The organism is Nocardia flavorosea NBRC 108225 (assembly GCF_001613385.1).
Lineage (GTDB): Bacteria > Actinomycetota > Actinomycetes > Mycobacteriales > Mycobacteriaceae > Nocardia > Nocardia flavorosea.
The window spans coordinates 1-26,329 of the sequence record NZ_BDCG01000021.1 but is presented as its reverse complement, the minus strand read 5'-3'; the positions used below and the strand labels follow the sequence as shown (position 1 = coordinate 26,329).

The 26,329-nt window shown below is 66.6% G+C and carries 17 protein-coding genes and 3 riboswitches; of the genes, 6 read left to right on the top strand and 11 right to left on the bottom strand.

Features of this window, described 5'->3' with window-relative positions; all coding sequences use genetic code 11:
- The first annotated feature begins 122 nt into the window (after nt 1-122).
- From NFL01S_RS26760 to NFL01S_RS26750, 3 genes are read left to right on the top strand one after another with little or no spacing between them, the layout of a single operon-like run.
- The gene (locus NFL01S_RS26760; RefSeq protein WP_062979085.1) at nt 123-1,922 is read left to right on the top strand and encodes an ABC transporter ATP-binding protein; all 1,800 of its coding nucleotides are present in this window, start codon (nt 123-125) and stop codon (nt 1,920-1,922) included.
- Entirely contained in the window at nt 1,919-2,197 is a 279-nt protein-coding gene (locus NFL01S_RS26755; protein ID WP_062979084.1) for an ABC transporter ATP-binding protein, read from the top strand. Before NFL01S_RS26760 ends, NFL01S_RS26755 begins: the two co-directional genes overlap by 4 nt.
- Nucleotides 2,194-3,942 (top strand): ABC transporter ATP-binding protein, encoded by a 1,749-nt coding sequence (locus tag NFL01S_RS26750; protein WP_062979083.1) that lies wholly within the window; start codon nt 2,194-2,196, stop codon nt 3,940-3,942. The genes NFL01S_RS26755 and NFL01S_RS26750 overlap by 4 nt, the downstream gene beginning before the upstream one ends.
- Before the next feature lie 26 nt (nt 3,943-3,968).
- Here the strand turns inward: NFL01S_RS26750 and NFL01S_RS26745 are convergent, their stop codons facing one another.
- The 10 genes from NFL01S_RS26745 to NFL01S_RS26695 form a co-directional block, all read right to left on the bottom strand.
- Nucleotides 3,969-5,120, bottom strand: coding sequence for an MFS transporter (locus NFL01S_RS26745; RefSeq protein ID WP_168433916.1), 1,152 nt, complete (start codon nt 5,118-5,120; stop codon nt 3,969-3,971).
- 1,567 nt (nt 5,121-6,687) lie between these two features.
- A complete protein-coding gene (locus NFL01S_RS26735; RefSeq protein WP_062979080.1) occupies nt 6,688-7,638 on the bottom strand; it encodes a methylenetetrahydrofolate reductase in 951 nt (316 codons plus the stop codon).
- 151 nt (nt 7,639-7,789) lie between these two features.
- The gene (metE, locus tag NFL01S_RS26730) at nt 7,790-10,054 is read right to left on the bottom strand and encodes a 5-methyltetrahydropteroyltriglutamate--homocysteine S-methyltransferase (protein WP_062979079.1); all 2,265 of its coding nucleotides are present in this window, start codon (nt 10,052-10,054) and stop codon (nt 7,790-7,792) included.
- Nucleotides 10,055-10,189: 135 nt separating this feature from the next.
- Nucleotides 10,190-10,411: riboswitch (cobalamin riboswitch) on the bottom strand.
- 332 nt (nt 10,412-10,743) lie between these two features.
- Nucleotides 10,744-12,972, bottom strand: a complete 2,229-nt coding sequence (locus NFL01S_RS26725) for an ABC transporter ATP-binding protein/permease (RefSeq protein ID WP_062979078.1) — start codon at nt 12,970-12,972, stop codon at nt 10,744-10,746.
- Nucleotides 12,966-13,940 (bottom strand): ABC transporter permease, encoded by a 975-nt coding sequence (locus tag NFL01S_RS26720; RefSeq protein WP_063916052.1) that lies wholly within the window; start codon nt 13,938-13,940, stop codon nt 12,966-12,968. Before NFL01S_RS26720 ends, NFL01S_RS26725 begins: the two co-directional genes overlap by 7 nt.
- 3 nt (nt 13,941-13,943) lie before the next feature.
- Complete coding sequence (locus NFL01S_RS26715; protein ID WP_062979298.1) at nt 13,944-15,545, bottom strand: ABC transporter substrate-binding protein; 1,602 nt, start codon at nt 15,543-15,545, stop codon at nt 13,944-13,946.
- 16 nt (nt 15,546-15,561) lie between these two features.
- Nucleotides 15,562-15,738, bottom strand: a riboswitch (cobalamin riboswitch).
- A 150-nt stretch (nt 15,739-15,888) separates the two neighbouring features.
- Entirely contained in the window at nt 15,889-17,055 is a 1,167-nt protein-coding gene (locus tag NFL01S_RS26710; RefSeq protein WP_371851865.1) for a bifunctional 2-methylcitrate synthase/citrate synthase, read from the bottom strand.
- Complete coding sequence (prpB, locus tag NFL01S_RS26705; protein WP_062979077.1) at nt 17,052-17,966, bottom strand: methylisocitrate lyase; 915 nt, start codon at nt 17,964-17,966, stop codon at nt 17,052-17,054. The genes NFL01S_RS26710 and prpB overlap by 4 nt, the downstream gene beginning before the upstream one ends.
- The gene (gene prpD, locus NFL01S_RS26700) at nt 17,966-19,468 is read right to left on the bottom strand and encodes a 2-methylcitrate dehydratase PrpD (protein ID WP_062979076.1); all 1,503 of its coding nucleotides are present in this window, start codon (nt 19,466-19,468) and stop codon (nt 17,966-17,968) included. The genes prpB and prpD overlap by 1 nt, the downstream gene beginning before the upstream one ends.
- A 225-nt stretch (nt 19,469-19,693) precedes the next feature.
- Nucleotides 19,694-21,121, bottom strand: coding sequence for a short-chain fatty acyl-CoA regulator family protein (locus NFL01S_RS26695; protein WP_174555729.1), 1,428 nt, complete (start codon nt 21,119-21,121; stop codon nt 19,694-19,696).
- 279 nt (nt 21,122-21,400) lie between these two features.
- A riboswitch (cobalamin riboswitch) is annotated at nt 21,401-21,560 on the bottom strand.
- A 599-nt stretch (nt 21,561-22,159) separates the two neighbouring features.
- Between NFL01S_RS26695 and NFL01S_RS26690 the strand changes: the two genes are divergently transcribed.
- The 3 genes from NFL01S_RS26690 (at nt 22,160) to NFL01S_RS26680 (ending at nt 25,402) form a co-directional block, all read left to right on the top strand.
- Nucleotides 22,160-23,584, top strand: coding sequence for a PepSY-associated TM helix domain-containing protein (locus tag NFL01S_RS26690; RefSeq protein ID WP_084493288.1), 1,425 nt, complete (start codon nt 22,160-22,162; stop codon nt 23,582-23,584).
- Nucleotides 23,581-24,186, top strand: a complete 606-nt coding sequence (locus tag NFL01S_RS26685) for a DUF5134 domain-containing protein (protein WP_062979075.1) — start codon at nt 23,581-23,583, stop codon at nt 24,184-24,186. The genes NFL01S_RS26690 and NFL01S_RS26685 overlap by 4 nt, the downstream gene beginning before the upstream one ends.
- A 202-nt stretch (nt 24,187-24,388) precedes the next feature.
- Complete coding sequence (locus tag NFL01S_RS26680; RefSeq protein ID WP_062979074.1) at nt 24,389-25,402, top strand: ferric reductase-like transmembrane domain-containing protein; 1,014 nt, start codon at nt 24,389-24,391, stop codon at nt 25,400-25,402.
- Nucleotides 25,403-26,118: 716 nt separating this feature from the next.
- On the opposite strand, the gene NFL01S_RS26675 is transcribed toward NFL01S_RS26680, so the two are convergent.
- The coding region (locus NFL01S_RS26675; protein WP_157116971.1) for a cytochrome P450 at nt 26,119-26,329 on the bottom strand (211 nt) is incomplete at its 5' end.

Sequence of the window (26,329 nt, the reverse complement as noted above, 5' to 3'; positions counted from 1 at the left end):
CCCGATACTACCGACCCGCCATTCCGGGAGCCGTCGCGACCTCGGTCGCACTTGCCTTGCTGAGGGTTGCCTAATACCGTACTGACTGACGGTCAGTCGGCATATTCAGGACTCGGAGGATCATGGCCACCACCATCTCGCCCGCAACGCCGCCGGAAAGCCCGCCCGGCGAGCCACCGCGCAACCGCCTCGCGCCGGTCGGGGCGCTGACCCGGCTGCTCGAACCGGTTCGCAACCACTTGATCGGATGTGCAGCTCTATCCGCGCTCGCGTCGGCCTGCGGCGTCGTTCCCTATATCGCGGTCGCGGAGATCGCTCGAACGGTTCTGGACCGGGGGCCGGAGGATCCCGCCCCGACGGTCTGGACATGGGTGCTGATCGGCGCCCTCGGCGCCGCCCTTCGCCTGCTCTTCGTCTTCGGGTCGTCGCGGCTCGGGCATTTCGCGGACGCGAAGATCCTGCACACATTGCGGGTGCGGATCGTGCGCCATCTCGGCACCCTCCCGTTGGGCTGGTTCCGCTCCAGCGGATCGGCACAGGTCAACAAACGGATGACCAACGACCTCGAGGAGATGCACCAGCTCATCGCGCACGCGCTGGGAGAGATGGTCGGCGCCGCGGTCTCCGTCGCGATCGGCGTGACCTATCTGGCCTTCGTCGACCCGGCACTGACGGCGATCGCAGTCGGCGCGCTGGCGCTGCTGGGGATCAGCTACCGGGTGGCGATGCGGTCGATGACCGCACATATGGAACGGTTGCTCGCCGCCGAAGCCCGTATCGGCGCAGCCGGCGTGGAATTCGCGGACGGTATCGCGGTGGTCAAGGCCTCCGGGACGGGCGGACGTATTCAACAGCGATTCGACGAGGCGATCACAGAACATGCGCGCGCGCTGACCGCTTGGGCGAACGAGACGCGGTACAGCACGGCATTCGCGCGCTTGCTCGCCTCGGAGATGACGCTCCTCGCTGTCCTGGGCGGCGCCGGAATCGCGCTGGTATACATGGGTTCCGCGTCCATGGCCGAGGTCTTACCGTTCCTCGTTGTCGGTGTGGGCCTGCCGACGGCGATCAACCCGGCCATCCACGGTTCGCAAGGTCTTCGTAAGGGGCGCAGCGCGGCACAGAACATCGAGTCGCTGCTGATTCGCACCCCCCTTCCCGAAACCTCCACGCCGCGAACACCGGAGGGCAGCCGGCTGGAGCTGGACCGAGTGACATTCTCCTACGACGGCCGGCGTCCGGCGTTGGATGGAGTCACCGCGGTTTGCGAACCGGGCACTGTCACCGCCGTGGTGGGCCCTTCCGGTGCCGGGAAATCCACCCTTGCCGGTCTGATACCTCGTTTCTACGACGTCACACAGGGCTCGATCCGTATCGGCGGGGTCGATATCCGCGAAATGGCGCACGGCACGCTGCTCGCCTCGCTGTCGCTGGTGTTCCAGGACGTGACGCTACTGCGTGACACCGTCACCGAGAACATTCGCATCGGCGCGCCGGGCGCCGATGACAAGGCAGTGCGCGATGCTGCGCGCGCGGCGCAGATCCACGATGTCATCGAGGCGCTACCACTCGGCTACAACACTGTTCTCAGCGAAGGTGCCGACCTGTCCGGCGGTGAGCGTCAGCGTGTGAGTATCGCCCGGGCGATCGTCTCCGACGCGCCCATCGTGGTCCTCGACGAAGCGACCGCGTCGCTGGACCCGGACAGTGAAATTGCCGTCCAGCAAGCCCTCTCGCGTCTGGTGCAGGACAAGACAGTGATCGTGATCGCCCATCGCCTCCATACCGTCGCCACGGCCGATCAGATCCTTGTGCTCGACGCGGGCCGCATTGCCGAGCGGGGTACCCACGACGAACTGCTCCGCAGCGACGGCTTGTACGCACGGATGTGGCGGACGCAGCACACCGAAACCGGTCGATGACTCGCTATCGGCCGTTCGCGGTATTGCCCCGGCTGCCCGGCGCCGCGTTGGTAGTCGTTCCCGCCGGCTACACCACATACACACCAGAGTCCGCATTGACGGACCTGGCGCACGGTCTGACGGTATCCATCGTCTCGGCCACCGGAAGACCCGAGACTTTCGCGGTTTTCCAGGACGGACGGCTTGCCGAATACGGCACTGCCGCTGAACTCCTCCACCTCGACGGTATTTTCGCCCGCGCGTACCGCGCGTGGCAGACAGGGACAAATCTATGATCCGCCACCTCTACTCGCTGGTTCCGCACCCGAAATTGATCCTGCGTCTCGGCGCGCTGAACGCCGCCCAAGCCGTTCTGCAGGGTTTGCTGCTCGGCGCGCTCGTTCCGATCCTTCGGGCACTGGTGCAGCCGGAACCCGACTTCACCGGGGCAGCACCGTGGCTGGTGGCCGCTGCGGTCGGCCTACTCGCGTACGGTCTGCTCACGATTATCGCCACACCCATCGGGTTCGCCGCGGCCAACGAGGTAGCGGGCCAATTGCGGCGACGTCTCGTACAGCATGCTGCCCAACTGCCGTTGGGTTGGTTCACCCCCGAGAACAAATCCCGGTTGACCCGGGCACTCACCGCCGATGCCGGCAATATCGGACAACTCGCTGTCAGTACCGGCGGACCGGCCATCACCGCGGTGCTCACCCCGCTGACCATCGTCGCTGTCACGGTCGCCGTCGACTGGCGTATCGCGGTGCTCTCAGCGCTCATCCTGCCCGCCGCGCTGGCCGCGCTACGCCGCGCAGGGCAAATCTCCTCTGCCGTGGAGCGTGATCTCGAACGAGCGGCGGCCGATATCGCCGGCCGGGCAATCGAACTGGGCCAGGCACAACCGGTTCTACGCGCGGCGGGGCGGGCTCGTACCGGGGCCGCACCGATGCGTCGAGCGCTGGACGAGCATCGGGATGTCTACGAACGCGGACTGCGCCGCGCGATGGTGCCCGACCTCACCTATACCGCCGTAGTATTGGCCGGTTTCCTCGCGGTACTGCTTCTCACCACAGTTCTGCTCGTCGAGGATTCGATCAGCATGCCCGAGGCCATCGCCTTGCTTGTACTGGCGGTCCGATTCCTGGAACCGTTGAGCAATCTCATCGAACTCATCGGCGCCCTGCACGCCATGGACAACGCGGTCGGCCGGGTCGGCGCCCTGCTCGACACCCCGACCCTGCCGGCGCCCCGAGCACCTCGTACCGGGATAGCGTCCTCTTCCATCGAATTCACCGACGTGACCTTCACCTACCCGGGCAGCGCCGAACCCGCGGTCACCGGCCTCGGCTTCAGCTGCCCGGCCGGCAGCACCACCGCACTCATCGGCCCTTCCGGGTCGGGCAAGACCACCATCACGAAACTCATCGCGCGCTTCTTCGACCCCGATAGCGGATCCGTGCAGATCGGCGGTGTCGATGTCCGCGACTACGACCCGGCCACGCTGCTCGACCATATCGCCATAATCTTCCAGGACGTTTACCTTTTCGATGACACCATCGAGGCGAACCTGCGGATCGCGAACCCGCACGCGACCCCCGGCGACCTGGCGCGCGTCGCCCGTGCCGCCCGGCTCGACGATCTCGTGGACCGGCTTCCCGACGGCTGGAACACCCGTGTCGGCGAGGGGGGCTCTGCGCTCTCCGGCGGTGAACGTCAACGGGTCTCCATCGCCCGAGCCCTGCTCGAGAACGCCCCCATCGTCCTGATCGATGAAGCCGCCTCGGCACTGGACCCGGAGAACGAACACGCCGTGAGCCGTGCCATCGCCGAACTCGCCGACGACCCCGGACGTACGGTGGTCGTCATCGCGCATCGACCGGCCACCCTCGAGGCTGCCGACCAGATCATCACCCTGGACCAGGCGGGTCGCATCGCCGAAACCGGTACCCCGCGACAGCTACAGGCAACCGGGAGCTATTACGCCGGTCTCCTGCGGCACGCGCATCTGGCGCGCACCTGGCGTATCACGGCGCGGGCCTGAGAAGCGGCCGCGGGCGAGTGGGCCGGTCACTGGCCCACTCGCCCGCGAGCCCACACCACCGCGACTCCGGTTCCGGCCGCGGCCGCGACCAGAGCGCCCATCAGCAGCCAGGAGAATCCCACCGCCGCTGCTATCGCCAACCCGGCCGAACTGACCACAGTTACGGCCGCACTCTCGAGCGCCATCGGGACGGAGTAGTCGGTAGCCGCCACTTCGCGACGGGCGAGTTGCATCGAAATAGTTGCGAACCAAGTAATTTTCGCGCCGAAAGCAATAGCCACCCCTACCACCGCCAGGGACGTGAGCACCGGCGCGGAATAGCCTGCCGCCACCGGCGTCAGCGCCAGCACGCCCACAGCGCCGACCGTGCCGAAGACGAGCGCGGAAGCCGAACGACCCCAACGGGTTATCATCATTCCTGCGGCAAAGGCCGCCACTACTTGCACCGACATCGCCACCGATTGAACGATCGCGATTCGGTCCATCGACCAGCCGGCGGCCAGCATCATGGCCGACTGCGGCGCAGTGCCGAGCCACTCCGCGAGCCCGAACAGCGGAATCACCAACAATATCCACATCGCTCGCCGGGGTCCGCGGAAAGAATCGGCGAGGGTGGCCCATAATGCCGGTGCCTCGGCCTGCTGCTCTATCGGCGGTTCTCGTAATCGGGCCAGCAACATCAGCGGAACGAGAAAGACCGCGCCGAGAGCGAGCACAGTCACCGTCCACCCCGTCCGCGAAAACAGCAACAGGGCGCCGCTGGACCCGATCAACACCGATAGGCTGGCACCGCCGATCTGTATTCCGTTGGCGACACCGTGTTCCGCCGGAGCGATCGATCGAACAGCCAAACCGTTGAGTGCAGTGTCGTGGAACGCCGAGAGAACGAGCACGAACCCCATCACCACCAGCACCACCGGAAGGTCTTGCACCGGATCAAGAGAGGCCAGACCGGCCAAGACGACGAGTAGTGCCAGTTGAGTGCAGATCAACCACCCACGGTAGTGGCCGAAACGCACCCACCCGAACCTGTCCACGACCGGAGCGAGCAGGAATCGCGCGGCGTACAAAGCCCCCAACAGGTTGACCAGCGCGACCGTCCCCAGCGGCACCCCTCCCTCCAGCAGAATCGTGCCGAAGGCGAGGAAGAAGAACGAATAGCCGATATTGGTCGTCAAATAGAGAATCCCGATCTCTACCAGGCCGCAACCACGCCGAGCACTGAACCGCCCAGCACTTTCCCGCAGGACTGAGGTCACGAGGCGGGCCGCCGAACCGACAACGACTCGAAATCACACCCCACACCGGGTGCGGGACCGGCGCTCGACACCGAGCGCCGCGTTCTGAGGCCCGACGGCAGCCCTGCCACTTCCACCGTCGCCTTCACTCCCTCACGTTACCGAACGAATGACTGATAGTCAGTCATTCAAGCATAGCCCCCTGCCATCAGTTCAGTTCGTAGACGTTCCCCTTCTCGACGTGGATCGCCGTGGCGCATCGAGACAGGACGGGAGCCGCCCTGAACCGGCGGGCCGCGCATCGCCAGATCGAAGGCCGATCCGCAATGACCAGGCGCTTCCAGTTGCCCGCGTTTGCCTGCCCCGTCAGGGACACCGGCCCGGCTCCGGCGAGAGCCCCAGCGGGTGGACGACCGCCCAGGTGGCACCAGGCCGAACAGAATCGATAACCAATACGGGGGCACACGGGGGCTAGAAACGAAAAGCAGGTCAGGACCAAATTTAGAATGGTCCTGACCTGCAACTTCAGTGGAGCTAAGGGGACTCGAACCCCTGACCCCCACGAAGAGGTTCATGAGAGTCATCAGCGGGGCGCGGTATCGACGTTCAGCATCGCCCCAACGCCCGGCCCCTGCCATGGCAATGAACACGGGCGCACCAGCACGCTGCCATCCAGGCGATTACGTTCAGCCACAACGGAAAAACCGTGTGCAGCGAGAAACTACCGTCGGGACCCATCGCACGGCCCTGAGTCCAACCTATCCCGAAGCTACCGCCACAACGAACATTCGACCCTCGATGACCGGTCGTCAGAACGTCAAGTCGACCGGTAGACCACGCAGCCTGCTGGCTGGCTACGCTCGAGTCGACGCACGACACCCCATCAGGCGGCTGACCAGGTAATAAGCTACACGACCGACGTTGCGCCTCCGGTTCCGCGATCATCTCTCTCCCCCGGTAGCCATCTGGCGCCGACGTCGCATCGACGACGAAAGCGCGGGGTAACCGCGGGGCTTGCTCGAGTCTGCGCCCGCGTAGCGCCGCCGAACGATACGCGACATACTCAGTCCCTGCACCGCGACCACGGTCGACGCGGCCGGCGAGATCACCGGTGCGCTAGGGGGATGTCGACCGCTTCGGCGATCAGTAAAGCCCGCCCCGGTGTGGTCTCGAACATGCAGCGCCGGGTCGAATGCAGGAGCCGCCTCGTAGGACACGAATCCATACACCCAGTTGCCTCGGCGAGCGAGTTCCTCCGCGCGGGCCGGCGCAGATTTCGCACCGTCGAGCTTTCGCGCGCTGATCACGGCACCCGCGTCCCGGAAACCATGCTCCGTCCGCTCCGGCGATCGTCGAAACGCGTGACACCGAACATCGATCGCCCGGCGACATCAGCCACAGGACTGTTCCTCATCTTGTCCGAGCCGTAGGCCGTCGCTCGGCCGTTGTCCTTTCCGCAGTCGGGTAGCCCGATCCGGGTCGACTGCCACAGCGCTCGCAATGTCCGCTACCTGCCGACGGCAGCCGACCGAGAGCGCGGCGCCGGCCGAGGCGCTGCCGTCACTTCGTAGCCGAGATCGGTGAGCACCTGGGTCGTGGCCTTGGCGAAGTTGAGAGTGATGAAATGCAGACACGGCGCACCCTCGTCGATAAGCCGTTGCGCCATCTCCGTGGCGATCTCGATACCTGCCGTGCGAACCGCCTCGCGGTTCTCCTGCGGGCCGTCTCCCGCAGCCTTGCGCAGCCGATCCAGCACGGCGGCCGGTAACTCCCGCCCGGACAACTCCACCGCCCGGCGCACAGTGCGTAGTGAGGTGATCGGCATCAGTTCGGGGATGATCGGTTTCGCGCCCTCGACCGGATCGTGGGCGGTGATGCGGTCGCGCAACCGCAGGTAGTGCTCGATGTCGAAGAACATCTGGGTGATCGAATAATCGGCTCCGGCGCGGAGTTTCGCGGCCAGGAATGCGGTGTCGGTCTCCAGATCCGGGGACCGGTGATGGCCTTGGGGAAAAGAGGCGACGCCGACATTGAAGTCGCCGAGCTCGCGCACGATCCGAACCAGTTCCTCGGCATAGGTGACACCGGCCGGATGACTGTGCCAGTCGCCGAGGGGGTCGCCCGGCGGATCTCCGCGCAGGACGAGGATGTTGCGGATGCCGCAGTCGGCGTAGGAACCGACGAGCGCGCGCAGTTCGGCCACGCTGTGCCCGATCGCGGTCAGATGCGCTACCGGCAGCAGGGTGGTCTGCTGGGCCAGCTGCCCGGTGATGCGGGCGGTGCGGTCCTTGGTGGAACCGCCCGCACCGTAGGTCATCGATACGAATGCGGGGTGCATGCGCTCGAACTGCCGGACGGTGCGCCACAACCGGGCCTCGCCGTCGGCGTCTCGGGGCGGGTTGAACTCCACGGAGAACGGAACCTGCTTCGTGGAGTGGGTGCGCAGGCTCTCGACCACCGTTCGAGATGCGGGCACGGGAGGGACGGTCCGGACGGCGTGGCCGATCGGCGTGCGGTCTGCGGGAAAGAAGTGCATGAAGGCCTCGGACTGGAAGGGAAGCACCAGGGAAACCGGGGCGCCCGCACGTGCGGGCGCCCCGGTCACAAAATCAGCGCAGCGCCTGGGCCGCCGCGACGAGATTGCGCAGCGAGGCGATGACCTCGTCGGTGCGGCGGGTCTTCAGACCGCAGTCCGGATTGACCCACAGCCGTTCGGCCGGAACGGCTTTCAGCGCGAGCTCGAGCGACTTCTCGATCTCCTCGGTGCCGGGCACGCGTGGTGAGTGGATGTCGTAGACACCTGGGCCCACACCCAGGCCGAACCCGGCCGCGTTGAGGTCGTCGAGCACCTCCATATGCGAGCGCGCCGCTTCGATCGAGGTGACGTCGGCATCCAGACCCGCGATGGCCCCGATGACCTCACCGAACTCCGAGTAGCACAGGTGGGTGTGGATCTGGGTGGTATCGGCGACGCCGGAGGTCGAGAGCCGGAACGCCTCGACCGCCCAGTCCAGGTAGGCGGCCTGGTCGGCTTTGCGCAGCGGCAGCAGTTCGCGCAGCGCGGGCTCGTCGACCTGGATGATGCCGATACCGGCCGTCTCGAGGTCCACCGTCTCGTCCCGGATCGCCAACGCGATCTGGCGGGCGGTGTCGGACAGCGGCTGATCGTCACGGATGAACGACCACGCCAGGATGGTGACCGGCCCGGTCAGCATGCCCTTGACCGGCCTGCTGGTCAGCGACTGCGCGTAGGTGATCCAGTCGACGGTCATGACCCGGGGACGGACCACATCGCCGTAGACGATCGGCGGCCGCACGCACCGCGTGCCGTAGGACTGCACCCAGCCGTTGATCGTCGCGGCGAAGCCGTCGAGCTGCTCGGCGAAGTACTGCGCCATATCGTTGCGCTCGGGCTCACCGTGCACGAGCACGTCGAGACCGATCTCCTCCTGCAACGCGATGACCTCGGCGATCTCGGCACGCATCCGCGTGTCGTATTCGGTCTGGTCGATTTCGCCTCGGCGCAGCTGCGCGCGGGCCACGCGGATGCGGCTCGTCTGCGGGTAGGAGCCGATGGTGGTGGTCGGCAGCAGCGGCAGGTTCAGCCGCTGCTGCTGCAGTACGCGACGTTCGTCGGCCGGGGTGCGGCGCACGGCGTCGGCGTCCAGTGCGGCCAGGCGCGCACGCACCGACTCGACCCGCAGCCGCGGGTCGGCCAAGCGAGCGGCCACGGCCGTGCGAGCGATCTCGAGAGCCTCCGCGACCGCCTCCTCACCCTCGGCGAGTGCGGTGGCCAGCACCCGGATTTCGGCGATCTTCTCCTCGCCGAACGCCAGCCAGTTGCGTAGCCGTTCGTCCAGATCGGTCTCGGGCGCGAGGCTGTAGGGCACGTGCAGCAGCGAGCACGAGCTCGACACGGCCACCGGCACCCCGGCATCGCGCAGCCCGGTCAGCTGTGGCAGCGCGTGATCGGGGTCGACCCGCCAGATGTTGTGACCGTCGACGACACCCGCCACGATCAGCTTGTCCGTGAGCGACTGCGCCACCGCCACGTCCGCATCGCCACCGGCGACGAGGTCGACGGCGATACCCTCGATGCCGGTCTCCGCCAGCACCGGCAGCGCCACCCCCAGTCGGCCGAAGTAGGCGGCCACCAGAACGGCCGGGCGCGCCGGCACCCGCGACAGCTGCTGGTAGGTGGAACGCACGGCCGCCAGCTCGGCCTCGGTGAGGTCGGTCACCAGCGACGGCTCATCGATCTGCACCCACTGCGCACCGGCCTCGGCGAGCAAGCCGAGCAGCTGCGCGTAGAGGGGAAGCAGATCGGGCAGCCGCTCGAGCAGGTCGCTGCCGTCCACCGACTTGGCCAGCTTCAGAAAGGTGATCGGGCCGATAACGACCGGGCGGGCCGGTACGCCCAGAGCCAGCGCTTCGCGCAACTCGGCCAGCGGCTTCTCCGGATGCAGGGAGAACGCGGTGTCCGCGGCGAGTTCGGGCACCAGGTAGTGGTAGTTGGTGTCGAACCACTTGGTCATCTCCAGCGGAGCAACCTCGGCGTTGCCACGAGCGGCCGCGAAGTAGCGATCCAGCTCGTCGGCGATCCCCGACACCCGCTCGGGCAACGCACCGAGCAGCACGGCGGTATCGAGCACCTGATCGTAATAGGAAAACGTGCCCACCGGCACCGAATCCAGCCCGGCGTCACGCGCCGCGGTCAGTTGCGTGGTGCGCAGGTCCGCCGCGACAGCGTGCAAGCCCTCGGCATCGAGGCGCCCAGCCCAGTAAGACTCGGTAGCGCGTTTGAGCTCCCTGTTGGGGCCGATACGCGGTAGCCCCAGCACGGTTGCGGAAAACGTAGTGTGCGGGTTCGACATCAATGAACTCCATTGTCGGCAGCAACGACCGCCACCCATACAGAGCGCACGCTGATGGAGCCCAAAAAGCATCGTTCCCGTGCCCGGGTCCGCTCGGCGTACGCCTGATCCACGAGGCGACGACCACCGGATACGGCGTATCCGGTACAACGGGCAGGTCTTCGGACTCGTGGGCATCGACCCTCGACCGGGTCGGCCCCGGCGCTCGAGGCCCGGGGCTGGTCCTACCGACCGTCGCTTCCCAGGCAGGCGCCCAGTGCGGGTGACGGCTGTCGTTCCCACTCACCGCTGCGGGACAGTCCCGGATTTTAACCGGGTTCCCTCTCACTCGGCGATGCGAGCACCACCGAGCTTCGACGCCGTCGGACGGATCAGGGGCTCCTCGACTCCGCCTCCGGCGAACCAGCTGCGCCGACAAATATAGCCAACTCCGATCGGATCGCGAAAGACGGTCACCTCACATCCGGTGGGGAGCACTCGACAGCCACCCCGTAGCGGGCCCAGGTCGCAACAGCCACGGCGGGAATTCAGCCGGTTCTCGGCGATGCAGACTCAGCCGGATGCGCGTTGTCCGTTGCGCGATCGCGGCAGGAAGGACCGCGGTATGGGAGATCAACCCGAACCTCATGCTGTTGCCCCACGCGTGCGGATACCGCGCCTCGGCGGTGGTTGCCACCGCCGAGCCGATCTCAACCGGCCGCACGCGCAGTCACCTCCCGCACAATGGGGTCGGGATCGTCCAGATCCAGGACAACGTCGGCCAACTGGTCCAGCACCGCGCTCTGGTGACTGACGACCAGGAGCGCGAGCCCACCGCGGCGGAGCTGGTCGAGTAGATCGATCACTGTCTGCTGGGACTTCGCGTCGAGGGAGGCGGTGATCTCGTCACAGATCAGGATCTGCGGGTCGGCGGCCAGGGCGCGGGCGAGGGCTACTCGCTGCTGTTGCCCGCCGGAGAGTTCTCCGGGGCGGAGGGTGGCCAGGTCCGGGTCCAGGCCGACCTCGGTCAGCAGGCGAGACACCTCGAGGTCGGCTGTGGTGGTTTCCATTCCGCGTAGCAGGGTCAGTGGCCGGCGGATCTGGGTGCCGATTCGGTGGGCCGGGTTCAGCGCGGTGGCCGGGTTCTGCGGGATCAATTGCAGTGCGCGACGGTGCGGTGTCGTGCGTTCATCGGTACCGGGTGGCAGGACTGTCCCGTCCAACCGGATGGTGCCGCTTGCCGCCGGGTGCAGGCCGGTCAATGCCCGGGCCACGGTGGTTTTACCCGCTCCGGAAACCCCGGTGAGCGCGAGGCAGGAGCCGGGTGCCAGGTCGAAGGAGATGCTGTCGACGATGTTGCGTGAGCGATACGCGACCGTCAGCGCTTCCACCTGCAGAATCGGCTCTCGGCCGGAGCACTGTGGTTTCCGCACCGTGACCGCCGCCGCTCGGCTGTCGGAGTCACTTATCGGCCGGTAGGAAACCACGCGGCCAGCGTCCAATTCGAGCACATCATCGACGAGCGGTGTGATGCCGGGGAGATCGTGGGTGATGATCACGAATGAGGTGGCCGCATCCCGGCGTACCGCGTTCAGCATCTCGACGAGATCGACACGGGCCCGCAGGTCGAGTCCGGTCGTGGGCTCGTCGAGGACGACCACTGCGGGGTCGCCGATCATGGCCATGGCCAACAGAACCCGCTGCTGCTGTCCCCCGGACAACTCGTGCGGAAACCGGCGACGGAACGCACGGTCGCCGGGCAGGCCCACCCGGCGCAGAGCGGCCGTCACATCGTCGCCGGTCCGTTCGAGTCCGCTCGCCCGGATGATCTCGGCGATCGAGGTACCGATCCGCAGCGCCGGGTTGAGGCCGGCCGCCGGATCCTGCGGTACGAATCCGACCGCCCGGCGGAGCCGCCCGCTCCGGCCGATGGTGACTGTGCCCGAGGCCGACAGTCCCGGCGGCAGCGCGCCGAGCACGGCCGAGACGAAGGTCGTCTTCCCGGCGCCGGACGGCCCGATGACCGCCAGCCCTCGCCCCGGGGCCAGCCGCACGGAAACCTCCTCGAGCAGCACACGTCCGGCGTCGGCCCGGACGGTGAGCTGCTCGGCGCGCAATCCTTCGCCGGTATCCGGTTGCGGTGCCGCCGTGCTGTTGCGGCGGCGGGGCGGTGCGATCACCCGGTCGCTGAGCATATTGACCGAGACCACCAGAACCATGATCAGCAACGCCGGGGCGAGTACGGACCACGGTTGCATACCGAATCCGGGACGGTTCTCGGTGATCATCAGTGCCCAGTCGGGTGCCGGTGAGCGCAAACCGAGTCCGAGGAATCCACCGACCGCCACGACCGAGATAACCCCCGACAACCGCACCCCGGCATCAGCCAGCACCACACCACGCAGATTGGGCAGGATCTCGACCACGGCGATCCGCCACAGCGGTTCACCCCGGGCCCGGGCCGACTCCACATAGCCCGCACCGGCGATATCGTGCACCGCGGTGCGGACGATCCGCGCGATCCACGGCGCGGCAGCCAAGGAGGAAGTCAGCAGTACCGCCGCCGCTCCCGGGCCGAGCGCGGTGGCCGTCACCGCCAGCACCAGGAACCACGGGATGACCACGATCGCGTCCACCGGCCGCATGATCCACGGATCCACCCGTGACCGCAGACCGGCCAGCAGACCCAGTGTCAGCCCCAGCGCATAGGCGATCACCAGCGACAGGGCCGAGATACTGACCAGCGACCAACCGCCGTGCAGCAGACGGGACAGCACGTCTCGGCCCACGACATCGGTGCCGAGCAGATGCCCCGGGCCGGGCGGCCGGTACGGTGCCGCGACCGAGGCCGTGGGCGAATACGGGGCGACGAAGGGCCCGAGCGCGACCACACTCAGAATCCCCGTGAGGACAAGTGCCCAACCGGTTCTCTTCACCATCGCCCCGCCCCCACCAGTGTCCGGGCGCGCGGGCTGATCAGCAGGGCGAGCAGGTCCGCGAGCAGGTAGACGACGATCCCGAATGCCGCCAGCAGTACGGCGGCGGACTGGACGAACGGGTAATCGCGCGCCGCGATCGCGATCAACAGTTCCTTGGATACGCCGGGATAGGAGAAGAGGGTTTCCACGACCGCGATACCGCCGATCAGGCCCACCACCGACCCGGCGAGCGGATGGATGGATGCGGATACCGCATTGGGCGCGATATGCCGCCACGCCAACCGGAACCCGCCGACACCGTTGAGTCGTGCGGTGCGGATGTATTCGGTCGCGGTAACCTCGGCGGTCTGCGCGCGCACGATCCGCACAGGGTGCGGTGACAGGCCCGCCAGCAGACAGATCACGGGCAGCACCAGCACTTCGGGCCGATCCCACACGCTGGTGCCGGTGGGAACCAGCGAAACCGCGGGCAGCAGCCGTAGCGACAGCGCGGTGATCGCCACCAGCAGGACCCCGGTGATGAACGGCGGCACCGATTCGACGGCCAGCGCACCGGCGCTGACCACCCGGTCCGTCCGCGACCCCGGCCGGGCGCCGGCCAGCAGTCCCAGCCCCAGCGCCAGCGGGATCAGCAGCACGATCGTGAGCAGTGCCAGCGCAGCGCTGTTGGACAATCGGTCGAACAGCACCTCGGCCACCGGACGGCCGGAGACCAGCGAATCACCGAGATCACCGCGTAGGAAACCGGCGAGCCACTCGAAGAACCGGACCGGCGCCGGCCGATCCAGGCCCAGTTCGGCGCGCAGCACCGCCAACTGTTCCGGTGACGGATCGCCGGCGCCGCGCCGCGACAGCACCACCACCGCCGCATCGGAATCCAGCAGTTCGAACAGACCGAAGACCAGCACCGTGACCACGGCCAGCACACCTGCCCCGGCAGCTGCGCGGCCGACGAAATACCGCAGCACGCGTCAGCCCTGCGCAGCGATCCAGGTGGTGGCGTAGTTCGCCCAGTCATCGGTACCCGGAACCCCGGCGCGCATCCCACCGACGGTATTGCGGGCAGCGTCGGGGCGTTTGGCGAAGCTGTGCAGGATGAGCCCGCCTTCCCGCCACAGCTCGTCCTGGAGTTCGAAATACAGTTCGCGGCGCCGCTCGGGGTTCATGGCGGCCCGGGCCTGGGCGAACTTCGCGTCCCACGCGGGTCGCCGCCACGCGGTGCTGTTACTCGGGGAGGTACTGGTGCCGGTCTGGCCGTAGAAATAGTCCAGGCTGTAGTTCCACCACCCCACATGCGTGAGCGCGCGTTTACCGGAAACCTGGGAGAAGTAGGTATCGGCGGGGGCGGATTCGAGCCGGACGGTGATGCCCGCGGCCTTCGCCTGTTCGGCATAGAGGGTGGCCGATTCCACCATGCCCGGCATACCGTCGGCGGTCACCAAGGTGACCTCGAGGTTTTCCTTGCCCGCGGCCCGCAGCAGTTCCCGGGCACGCTGCGGGTCGTAGCTGCGCTGCGGGAGGGTGTCGTTGTAGTACGGCGCGCCCTTGCCGTAGAGATCGTTGCCGACCTCGCCGTACCCGTAGTAGACGGCATCGACCATCGCCTGCCGGTCCACGGCCAGCCGCATCGCCTGGCGGACCCGCACATCATCGAACGGGGCCAGATCGGTGCGCATCTGGAAGCACCCCATCAGCCCCTCGGGCGGTACGTACACCGTCGCGGCGGGGTCGTTCTCCAGATTCCGGGCCTGCAGATAGCTCATCTCGTGCACCACGTCGCCCTCACCGGAGAGGAAGGCGTTCATCCGGGCCTCGGTCTCGGCGATCTGGATGATCTCGACCTCGTCCAGCAGGGCCGGTCCGTCCCAGTGGCGGTCGTTGCGGCGCAGTAGCGTGCGGTCGCCGGGAGACCAGGCGGCCAGCGCGAACGGCCCCGTGCCCACCGGCAGGGTGCGCTGGTCGAACGCTGTGGTGCCGTCCTTGACTACATAGCAGTACCACCCCGCGAGCACCGACCCGAAATCCGCGATCGGTGTTTTCATCGCGACCAGCACGTCGAGCTCGCCGTCCGCCTTGATCCGTGCCATATCGACCATCGCCAGATCACCGGCCGAAGCCCGCGCCGGGTCGAGCATCCGCTCGAAGCTCCACAACACATCGCGGGAGGTCAGCGGAGTGCCGTCGCTGAACACGACGCCCGGCCGCAGGCTGATCCGCCACACGCTGCCGTCGGCATTCGGTTCCAAGGCCCGGGCCAGGCGGTACCGCAGGGTGAGGTCGTTGTTGTAGGCGACCAGCTTGTCCCAGACGTTCTTCGATACCGCACCGCCGGCCGAGCTGCCCGCCTCATGCGGGTCCAGCACATCGGAGGTCGCGGACCGCCCCGCGATCAACGACCGCAGCCGGCCGCCCGGTTGTGGTGGGCCGGACGGTGGCCCGGAGGGCCCGCCCGCTGTGCCGCAGGCCGTGAGCAGTGGCACGCCGCCCAGAGCGGTCAGGCCGAGCAGGCCCGCGCCGGTTGCCAGCAGTCGTCGGCGGCCGAGCACTGCCCGACCAGTTGGGGAGTTGTTCATCGCCATCCTCGTGGGTGTCACCCGATACCGTGGCGCAGGTGTCCTGGCTCCCGGATCGACGCATCCCCGCCGGCCTTCCGACCCGGGTAGGTCGTGGCCACTGAATGGCGGATCGCTCCTCGGTGACAGTTGCGGGACAGCCCCGGATTCGCACCGGTGTTCCCTGCACCGCGCAGGACGTTACCGGGAACGCGCGTCCTGCGGCGGACCCGGCACCGCCCGCGCCTTGTCGCCGGTCAGCCCGAGACCTCATCGGATTCGGGCGGGGCATGTCGCCGCGCCGGGACGGAATCGACGGTCGGCACCCGGGGTGCGAGCCGTCGATGAGCGGGATATCGCAGCGTCAAGCCACGACCGGGCGCTGCGGTACGCCGACGTATTCGCTCAGCGGCCGGATCAGCGCGTTCGCCTCACCCTGTTCGATGATGTGGGCCGTCCAGCCGGTGATCCGGCTCATCACGAAGATCGGCGTGAATACTTCGATATCGAAACCGAGCAGGTAATAGGCCGGCCCCGTAGGGAAATCGAGATTCGGTTTGATCCCGGTGGCATCGTCCATCGTCTTTTCCAGGATCTCGTACATCTGCACCCACTTCTGCCCGTCGGTGACAGCGGCGAGATCCAGGAAGGCCTGCTTCATGGTGGGGACCCGGGAATCGCCGCGCTTGTAGACCCGGTGGCCGAAGCCCATCACCTTTTCCTTGGCGGCAAGCTTGTTGCGCAGCCACTGTTCGGCCAGGCCGGGATCGCCGATCTCGAGCATATGGTGCATCACGGCCTCGTTGGCGCCACCGTGCAACGGACCCTTGAGTGCCCCGATGGCGGCGGTGACGGCGCTGTAGATATCCGACAGTGTCGAGGTGACCACCCGTGCCGCGAAGGTCGAGGCATTGAAGCTGTGTTCGGCATAGAGGATCAGCGAAACCTCGAATGCCTTCACCAGCTCCGGCGCCGGCACCTTGCCGAAGCACATGTTCAGGAAATTCTCCGCATAGCCCATATGGGAATGCGGGGCGATCGGGTCCAGACCGCGGCGCCGGCGGTGATCGGCCGCGACAATGGTCGGCAATACGGCGAACATCCGCAGTGCCTTGGCGCGATTCGCCTTGACCGAGTTGTCGTCCTCGGTAGCGTCTTCCGCGCCCAGATAGCTGATCGCGGTACGCACCACATCCATCGGGTGGCAGGTATCGGGCATCTTCGCCACCAGCGACAACAGCGACCGGTCGACCCGTCGCGACGCCCGCTCCTGCTGCTGGAACCGTTCGAGTTCGGCGTCGGTGGGCAGCTCGCCGTACCACAACAGATAGGCGACCTGTTCGAAACTGCACCTGGCAGCCAGATCCTGGACAGCGTAACCACGGTAGGTCAGCGAATTGGTCTCCGGCACCACCTTCGAAATCGACGTGGTATCGACGACGACGCCTGCCAAACCTTTGTAGATGGTCGGGATCTCGGACGACCGATCGGCACCCTTCACCGGATCGCTCACCACAGCCGGATTCGTCACTGGTTCCTCCCCAGAGTGAAATTGAAGATATCCGAATCGAATTCGTTGTAGCGCTCGTACTGCAGAAGCTCGTAGAGGCGGCTGCGGTGCTGCATCCGGTCCAGCAGACCGGATTGCGTTCCCTCCGCGTGAATTTCGCGTAGCCCCGCTTCCGCGGCATGCATAGCCAGGCGAAGCGTCGAAACCGGGTAGATGATCGCGTTGTAGCCGATCTTATCCAGTGTCACGGCCGACAGCAGTTCGGATTTCCCGAATTCGGTTATATTCGCCAGCAGCGGCGTGTCCACCGCGGTACGGAATTTCTCGAAGTCATCCGCGGTGTGCAGCGCTTCGGTGAAAATGAGATCCGCGCCCGCCTCGGCATAGGCTCTGGCCCGCTCGATGGCCGCATCGATACCTTCGATACCCGCCGCGTCGGTCCGCGCGCAGATCACGAAGTTCGGATCACGGCGGGCCGATACCGCCGCCCGCAGCCGGCGGACCATCTCGTCGGCCGGCACCACGGCTTTGCCGTCGAGGTGACCGCACCGCTTGGGGTTGACCTGATCTTCGAGGTGACAGCCCGCGATCCCGGCATCCTCGAGCACCGTCACCGTACGCGCGGCGCTCATCGGCTCACCGAATCCGGTGTCGGCATCGATCAGCACCGGCAGATCGGTGACCCGGGCGATCTGGTGCCCGCGGCCGGAGACCTCCGTCAGGGTGGTCAGGCCGATATCGGGCAGCCCGAGCTCGGCGGAGAGCACCGCGCCGGAGACGTAGACCCCTTCGAAACCGATCTCCTGGATCAGTTTCGCGACCAGCGGATTGAAGGCGCCGGGCAATCGCTGGATGTGGCCGGATTCGAGGCCGGCGCGGAAGGCCGCGCGCTTATCGGCGGCCGAGGTGGAGGCAGCGAGTAGGCCTGCCATCAGAAGAGTCCCTTCGGGGAACGGGGCGCGCGGGCGAGCACATCCGGCGAGACGGTGAAGGTGAGCTCCGACAACTCACCCGCGGACAGCTCGCCCGCACGCTGGACCACCTCGAGGAAGCGGTCCTGCTCGGCGGGCTCGACGACGCCCTCGGCGAGGGTGCGGAACTTGGCGATGTACTGATCACGGGCGAAGGGACGGGCGCCCAGTGGGTGCGCGTCGGCGATGGCAAGTTCGTCCACGATCACCTCACCGCTCTTCAGAGTGACCTCGGCGCGGGCGCCGAACGCCTTCTCCGCCGGGTCGGTCGAGTGGTAGCGGCGGGTCCACTCCGGATCCTCGGCGGTGGAGATCTTGCGCCACAGCTCCACGGTGTCCGGACGCTGCGCGCGCTCCGGAGCGTAGGAGTGCTCGTGATGCCAGGTACCGTCCTGCAAGGCAACAGCGAAGATGTAGGGCACCGAGTGGTCCAGGGTTTCCCGCGAGGCCGTGGGATCGAACTTCTGCGGATCGTTCGAGCCGGTGCCGATGACCACGTGAGTGTGGTGACTGGTGTGCAGCACGATCGAGGCGATCTGCTCCAGATCACCGATCCGGTCGCGCAGCCGCCGGGCCAGGTCGATAGGCGCCTGGCTCTGGTATTCGGCCGAATGCTCCTTGGTGTAGGTGTCGAGAATCGCCCGCTTGGCCTCACCCGGCCCGGGCAGCGGCACCGAGTACTCCGCCTTCGGACCACCCAGTAACCAGGCGATCACCCCGTCCTCGCCCTCCCAGATCGGCGACGGGGCGCCCTCCCCGCGCAGCGCCCGGTCCACCGCTTCGACGGCCATCTTCCCGGCGAACGCGGGAGCGTAGGCCTTCCAGCTCGAGATCTCGCCCTTGCGGGACTGCCGGGTCGCGGTGGTGGTGTGCAGAGCCTGACCGACGGCCTGGTAGATGGTCTCGGTGTCCAGGCCCAGCAGGGTGCCGATACCGGCGGCCGCGGACGGCCCGAGATGAGCAACATGGTCGATCTTGTGTTCGTGCAGGCAGATGGACCGGACCAGATCGACCTGGATTTCGTAGCCGGTGGCCAGGCCGCGGATCAGCTCGCGACCGCTGCGACCGGCGTGCTGGGCCACCGCCAGAATCGACGGGATGTTATCGCCCGGATGCGAGTATTCGGCGGCCAGAAAGGTGTCGTGGAAATCCAGTTCACGGACGGCGACACCGTTGGCCCACGCCGCCCACTCCGGAGAGAACCGGCCGTCCACACCGAATACCGTCGCGCCGGAACTGTACGGATGCGCGAGCGCCTGGGCGCGCGCATTGGCCACCGGGCGCCGCGTCACCGACGCCGCCGCAACCGCGGCGTTGTCGATGATCCGGTTGACGATCATCTCCTCGGTCTCCGGGGCCACCTCCACCGGATCCGTCGCGACCTCTGCGATCCGCCATGCCAGATGCTGCTCGCGGGGGAAATGCTCCGCGGAACGATGGGTACGGACGAGATGATTCTTCACAGTCCTAGGCCTCCAGAGGTCGATGCGATTCGCTTCGATTCGCACGCTACTGACGCGACCGAGCGGCCGGAATCCGTCGCAAATGCGTATTGTGTGGATCCTGAACTGCAAAGTTGTGGAGTTTGTGGAAACGTCGGAAGACCAATGGAAGCCGCCGCAGCACTCGGCGCAACACGAGGCGGGGCGATGGTCCGGACCGGACCGGCCACCCCGATGCGGGCGGCTTCAGCCCTCGGCGGCTGCCGGCGCGTACGGGGTGGTCGCCGGCCGGTTCTCGTCGGCGGCGAGTGGCCGCCCGATCTGCGGGAACGCCCGTTGCGGACAGGCCGCCCGTTCGCATACCCGGCAGCCGGCTCCGATCGGAACAGCAGCGGACGCATCGTGCAGGGGAAGCCCCTGGGAATAGACCAGTTTGTCGGCGTAGGCGAGATCACATCCGAGCCCGACCCCGAAATCTCGCGAAGGCGCAAGATAGCCCGGGCTGCTCTCGCCCGTCGTCCGCGCCAGCCACAGATAGGTTCGCCCGTCCGGCATCTCCGCGATCTGCGTGCGGATCCGGCCGGGCGTCGCGAACGCATCGTGAACCACCCACAACGGGCAACTTCCCCCGGCACGAGAGAAATGAAAGGCTGTAGCGGACTGCCGTTTGGAGATATTGCCCGCTCGATCGGTGCGGACGAAGAAGAACGGCACACCACGCTGCCCACGCCGCTGCAAGGTCGACAACCGATGACATACGGTTTCGAAGCCGACCTCGAACTGCGCGGCGAGCAGATCGATGTCATAACGCAACGACTCGGCCGCCGCCAGAAATCGCCCATAGGGCAAGATCAACGCGCCGGCAAAGTAATTGGCCAGCCCGATCCGCAACAACCGGCGCGATTCCGCCGGCAGTGCAGCGGTCTCGGCAAGCAGATCCTCGATCACCCTCGACTGGGTGAGGAACGCCAGCTGCGTGGCCAATTGGAACGCGCGCTGCCCGGCGGTCAGCCGACGCGCGAGGGTGAGCGTGCGCTTCTCCGGATCGTAGAAGCGTTTGGGTCCGGGCCGGACCGGGTCTTCCGAACGAATCAAAACCTGCACATCGTGTTCTTCGTGCAGCAGACGGGCCAGCTGCAGATCCAGTCCACCGAGCGTGAAACCCCTGCGGGCGAACAGGGTCTCGGCGGCGGCGTCCAAAGCCGGGATGTGATTGCGGCGGTCATAGAAGAAATCGCGAACATCCTCGTAGGGCATCGCCGCCCGCGGATCGGCCACCGGCGATTCCAGCCCGGCGGTCAGCTGCTCGAACTGGGCATTGGCGATACGCAACCGGCGGTGCTGACTGATGAGCAACCGCGCCGCCGCCGGCGCCCGCGAGAGCAGATCGTCGAGTTCGCTGCTGCTCACCGCACCGGCTTCCGGATCCTCGGCGAATGCCTCCTGCAGATCCGCCAGCAACCGCGCATCGGTTTCCGGCGCGAAGAAACCCACCTCCAAATCGAAGGACGAGGTCAACCGCATCAACACCGGCACCGTCAAAGGCCGCTGATCGTTCTCCAACTGATTGACATAACTCAGCGATAGCCCGAGCGCCTTGGCCAGCCCGGACTGAGACAACCCCCGCTGCTCACGCAACACCCGCAACCGGGCACCCGCATACATCTTCTCCACCGGCCGACCTCCCTTCTACGACGTTCGATCCGATGGTCGGCCGCCTCGGCGGAACCCACTGTGATCGCAACCGTTGCGATAGACCGCGGACACTGGTCCTGAGAACCTCGGCAGTGATGACAAGATGCATACCCGTCGTCGGCAATGAACGGCCATCGCCCCGTTGTTGCGCGCACGACGACTACGCGTCCAGGAACTCTCCCGAATGCGTCGATATCGGCGTAGCGCCCAATCCACGAGGCGACGTCCGCCGGGCACGGCGTACCCGGCGCAACCGGCAGGTCTTCGGACTCACGGGCATCGACCTCGTTCGGCCGACTCTGGATCGAACCCCGAGCTGCACTACGCCGTCGCTTCCCAGGACGAACCCAGTGCTCTGTGACGGCGGTCGCTCCCGCTCACCGCTGCGGGACAGTCCCGGATTCCCACCGGATTCCCTCTCGCCCTGCAGGTCGGTGTCGTCTGACAGCCGTCCGGCGGGCTCGACGCCGCACACGGACACAACAGTGCACGACGAACCAGCTGCGCTCACCAGCATATGCCCAGCACGGGACACCCGTTCCGGCAGGTCGAGGTCGTGAACGGCCGGCAGGCACGTGACCGTGGCTGGGCGTTCGGCAATCACGTCGTGGTCATCCCCTTCGCGGCACTTGCGCTCGATCCGCCGGCGGTGGCCGCGGCCATGGGACCGTTGGTTGCTCCACATAGCAGCCTCGGTCTCTCGCAGCCACCGCGCGGCCGGGTCGTCGTCGCTCCGTCCCATCATCGCCCTCCCTGTTGTGACGGTGGTGACTCCCACTGCTCGCAACCATGCGGCGGAAAGTCCCCCGGCGGCACAGATTCCCAATAGCCCGCCCACGACGGATTCTTCCGTTGCCCGGGAAATCGCCGAGTGCTACCGCAGCTTCGATGGCAGGTAGCCCCCATCGACACGGTCTCTCTCGGAGGCCGCACAGATCCGCGGGAACTTTCGGCCCCGGCCGCCCGACTACCCGCAGTAGGGGTGAGTGAGGGCGCCCGGAGAGTGAGGATTGCAGGATGCCGGATCAGGTGTCGGAGCGGCACGAGCCGGGCGTGGAATCGCCCGCAGCCGGCAGTGAGAAACCACCACCCGAATCCTGGGAACAACAGCCGGGTGTCTGGGCGCGATGGCGACCGTTGCTGCTGCGCCTCCATTTCTACGGAGGAATGCTCGCCGGGCCGTTCATCCTGATCGCCGCCGTCACCGGCCTGTTGTATACGCTGACACCGCAACTCGACGGAATCGTTTTCCGCGACGAGTTGACAGTCGACGAATACGCACCGCAGACACGCACCCTGGCCGATCAGATAGCGGCCGCGCGCACCGTGTACCCCGAAGCCCCGATCACCAGTGTGAAACCGCCCACGGTGCCGAGCGAAACGACACAGATAGCGTTCACGACACCCGAGGTGCCGTCCGACTACACCCGCACCGTATTCGTCAATCCCTACACGGCGCAGGTACAGGGCACATTGACCACCTACGGTATGTGGCTGCCGATTCGGTCCTGGTTCGACGAGATGCATCGCAACCTGCACCTGGGCGTAGCCGGTCGGTACTACAGCGAGGTCGCGGCGAGCTGGCTGTGGGTGGTCGCACTGGGCGGGGTCGCGATGTGGATCGCCCGCGCCCGCCGGCGCGGCGGAAAGAGCCTGGTCCTGCCGGATCGCGCCGGCACCCCGAAAGGATCGCGGAATCGTATTCTGAGCTGGCACGGCACGGTCGGGATCTGGATCGTGGTCGGCCTGCTGGGTCTGTCGATCACCGGGCTCACCTGGTCTCGGTTCACCGGGGAGCACATCGAACAGCTACGCGCCCAACTCAGTTGGACCACACCGTCGGTGACAACGACCTTACCGCCCGCCGACAGCCGCACCGGTACACCGCGCGAACTCACCGCCGGAGCCGACACGGTCCTGCACAGTGCCCGAGCCGCCGGCCTGCAACCACCGATGTGGATGAAACCACCGGCCGAGCCGGGCGACGCCTGGGAGGTGTACGAACGCAAACGTGACTTCCCGACCCGATTCGACGCTGTAGCCGTCGACGCCGGAACCGGTGCGATCACCGACGAGAGCAGATTCGCGGACTGGCCGCTGACCGCCAAACTCACCGGCTGGGCCATCGACGCCCATATGGGAGTGTTGTTCGGACTCGCGAACCAGATCGTGCTGGCGCTGCTCGTCATCGGCTTGATCACCGTTATCGTCCGCGGCTACCGAATGTGGTGGAAACGACGCCCTACCCGCGGTGGATGGCCCACCGCGCCCCGGCGCGGGGTACTCACCGGCCTGCGACCTGTCGAAGCGGTGATCGCCGTCGCCGTGCTCGCGGCGGTCGGCTGGGTGGCTCCGCTGTTCGGCGCGACGCTGGGCTTGTTCGTTCTCGGCGACGTCGTCGCCGGCGAGGTCATCCGGCGCCGGAAGCGAGCCGCGTCATGATCACCGACCCCTTCCTGAAATGGGCTGCTGTCACCGCGTTCGCGGTAACGGCGGTGTACTGGGCGGCACTGTCGGCACGGTCGGAGTCGATACCGGGCCGGCTCACCGCCATCCTGCACGTCCTCATGTCCCTGGCGATGCTCACGATGGTGTGGTCGCCTTCAACGGATATCCCCACAGTCGCCGGTATGACGGTGTTCGCGGGTGCCGCGGTGGTATCCCTCGCGCTACTCGTTGCACAACGCGAGCACCACCTCGAGTACATCTACCACGCGGGGATGATGGCGACGATGGTGTGGATGTACGCGGTCATGGACTCCGCGCTGATCGGTGGCACATCGATGGCCGGCGGCGGCGGATCCGCGCACGCCGGGCACCACGGCGCCATGGCGATGCCGACAACGATGACAATGCAACCACCGTCCTGGGCCGCGTACCTCAATCTGGCTATCGGACTCGTCTATCTCGCTGTCGCCGCCATCTGGGTCGCCCACGGCTACCGCGGAAAAGCGGCCACCGACCCGGCCCACCGCCACGGTGGTGCGATGCAGGCCGTCATGGCCACCGCGACCGCGGCGATGTTTCTGTCCTACACCGGCTGACAACAGCCAGCGGGCGGAACATCGGGTTACTGTGACGGCCACTTCATCCTCGGCACTGTCGCGCCCGGATACGCGTTGCCGGGCGCGACAGCCACCGATCCGGCTGTGACGCCTCCGCACACGGTGAACCGTGCCTGCTCGCAACTCACCGGTTCCCGGTCTCCTTGAACGACCGGCTCGATCAGAGGAATACGAGTCATCGATGACTACTGTCAGAACACGCAAGAAATTCGATACCCGCGAACTCCGCGCGGATCTGCGCACCGCCCGCCTCGACGCCACCATCGCCCTGCTCGTCACCCTCGCGGTGTTCGGCTGGCTCTATTACCGCGTCGCCACCGGTACCTCGCCGACCATTGTCGTCATGCCCGATCTGGCAGACCCCGGACAGTACTGGATGTACTGGATGTGCCAAGCATTCGGCTGGACCGGGCTGCTCTGGGCGTGGATCACTGTCGTCCTCGGCTTGCTGCGCAGCAGTCGCAGCCCGAGGTGGATGCCGGTCCCACAGCACACTATCGAGAAATGGCATCGCGCTACCAGTTTGACGACCATCGGATTGATGTTCGTCCACGCCGCCTGGCTGTTCGCCGAATTCGTCCGTGACTATTCCGCAACCGCGGGGACCCCCGAATCGGTGTGGCGCGCATTCGTCGACACCTTCGTCCCCTCGGCCTACCCCAGCGGAACAGGAAAGGTCGCCATTTTCATCGGACTGCTGGCGCTCTATCTGGCCATACCGCTCGGCCTGGCCTTCTATTCCCGCCGCTGGCTGCGCCCCGCCGTCTGGCGGGCTCTGCACGCTTCGATCATTGTCGTCTACGCCCTGAGTGTCTGGCATACGCTGCTCTACGGCACCAACGTCTGGTATGAGGGATCGTTCCGCACGCTGGTGTGGTCGATGCAGCTTCCTATTGCCGCGCTCGTCCTTTACCGGCTCGCCAACCTGCCACTGAGCCGGCAACGAACTCGGGCGACGGTCGCGTTCCGCTTGGTCGCGGGGCTTTTCGTCCTCGGTTTCATCGCGGTGATCTGCGCCGCTGTTATCAGCGGGCACGACGGTGGCCGGACAGCCGGTGTGTCGGGCCTCGGCCTCAATGTCACCAAGGCGAATGTCTGGTGGGGGTTGGTGGCATTCCTGGTCGCGGTCGCCTTGTCCGTGGGCCGGGTACGGCGGCTCCGCAGGACCGCGGCCACCGGCTTGGTGGACCCGTAAACAATTGATCGCAGCCGACCACTGATCCGGATGTTTTTCCCGGGCCGGGGTCGGGTAGGTCCGCCAGTGTCTGTAGTGCGCGCAGAACCATCGTCAACACTATTTCGGGGCCAAACCGGGGGGTAAACGGGGGGTTGGTCAAAATAAAACAAGTCAGGCCCGGTATTAGACCGGGCCTGACTTGGTGTTTTAAGTGGAGCTAAGGGGACTCGAACCCCTGACCCCCACAAAGAGGTTCATCAGACTAATCGGTCCGGCGAGGCATCGACGTTCGGCACCGACACCAACGATCGCCCGAGCGACAGCACGGAAGCGGCCGCATCGGCCCGCTATGAAGACGACTAATTCTCTTGGCCCACAACGAAACACAATGCACAGCGAGAGACAACCATCAGGACCGAACTGGAGGGCCTCCTCGACGGACTACCCCGAACGCAATCCACAACAGTGACCCAACCCTCGATGACCGGTCGTCAGAACGTCAAGTCAACCGGTGACAACGCCGCACCCCGGCCCACTGCACCCGAGGGGCTCCGCTATGCCCCCGAGCAGACGGCTGAGCAGGCAGGGAAAGGCCACTCGACCGGCGACACCCATTCGGCTCCACGAGCAGTCCTGCGCCGGTACACCCGACGCCAACGTCATATCGGCGATGAAAGCGCGGGGTAACCGCGGGGCCGACTCGAGTCGGCCCAACACCCGCCAGCAAGTACGCCTCAGATCTTCTTCAGGCGAACCGGTAACCCGTCCCTGGGGACCGGAAGAGCGGTGTAGTCGAGTTGCCACGTGTAGCCGGCAGGCACGGACCATTCGTGCGTCAGCAACAGGTTGTGCATGATGGTCTTGACTTCCATCTGACCGAAGTACAAGCCGATGCATTTGTGGACGCCCCCACCGAAGGGCATCCAAGCGTATCGGTGTGTTTTA

Bases quoted from the DNA above. Each gene is read 5' to 3' on its own strand.
- prpB (WP_062979077.1), bottom strand. From the start codon at position 17,966: ATGGCAGGCCTACTCGCTGCCTCCACCTCGGCCGCCGATAAGCGCGCG.
- NFL01S_RS26760 (WP_062979085.1), top strand. From the start codon at position 123: ATGGCCACCACCATCTCGCCCGCAACGCCGCCGGAAAGCCCGCCCGGC.
- NFL01S_RS26680 (WP_062979074.1), top strand. From the start codon at position 24,389: ATGACTACTGTCAGAACACGCAAGAAATTCGATACCCGCGAACTCCGC.
- NFL01S_RS26755 (WP_062979084.1), top strand. From the start codon at position 1,919: ATGACTCGCTATCGGCCGTTCGCGGTATTGCCCCGGCTGCCCGGCGCC.
- metE (WP_062979079.1), bottom strand. From the start codon at position 10,054: ATGTCGAACCCGCACACTACGTTTTCCGCAACCGTGCTGGGGCTACCG.
- NFL01S_RS26715 (WP_062979298.1), bottom strand. From the start codon at position 15,545: ATGAACAACTCCCCAACTGGTCGGGCAGTGCTCGGCCGCCGACGACTG.
- NFL01S_RS26725 (WP_062979078.1), bottom strand. From the start codon at position 12,972: ATGGTGAAGAGAACCGGTTGGGCACTTGTCCTCACGGGGATTCTGAGT.
- NFL01S_RS26690 (WP_084493288.1), top strand. From the start codon at position 22,160: ATGCCGGATCAGGTGTCGGAGCGGCACGAGCCGGGCGTGGAATCGCCC.
- NFL01S_RS26750 (WP_062979083.1), top strand. From the start codon at position 2,194: ATGATCCGCCACCTCTACTCGCTGGTTCCGCACCCGAAATTGATCCTG.
- NFL01S_RS26685 (WP_062979075.1), top strand. From the start codon at position 23,581: ATGATCACCGACCCCTTCCTGAAATGGGCTGCTGTCACCGCGTTCGCG.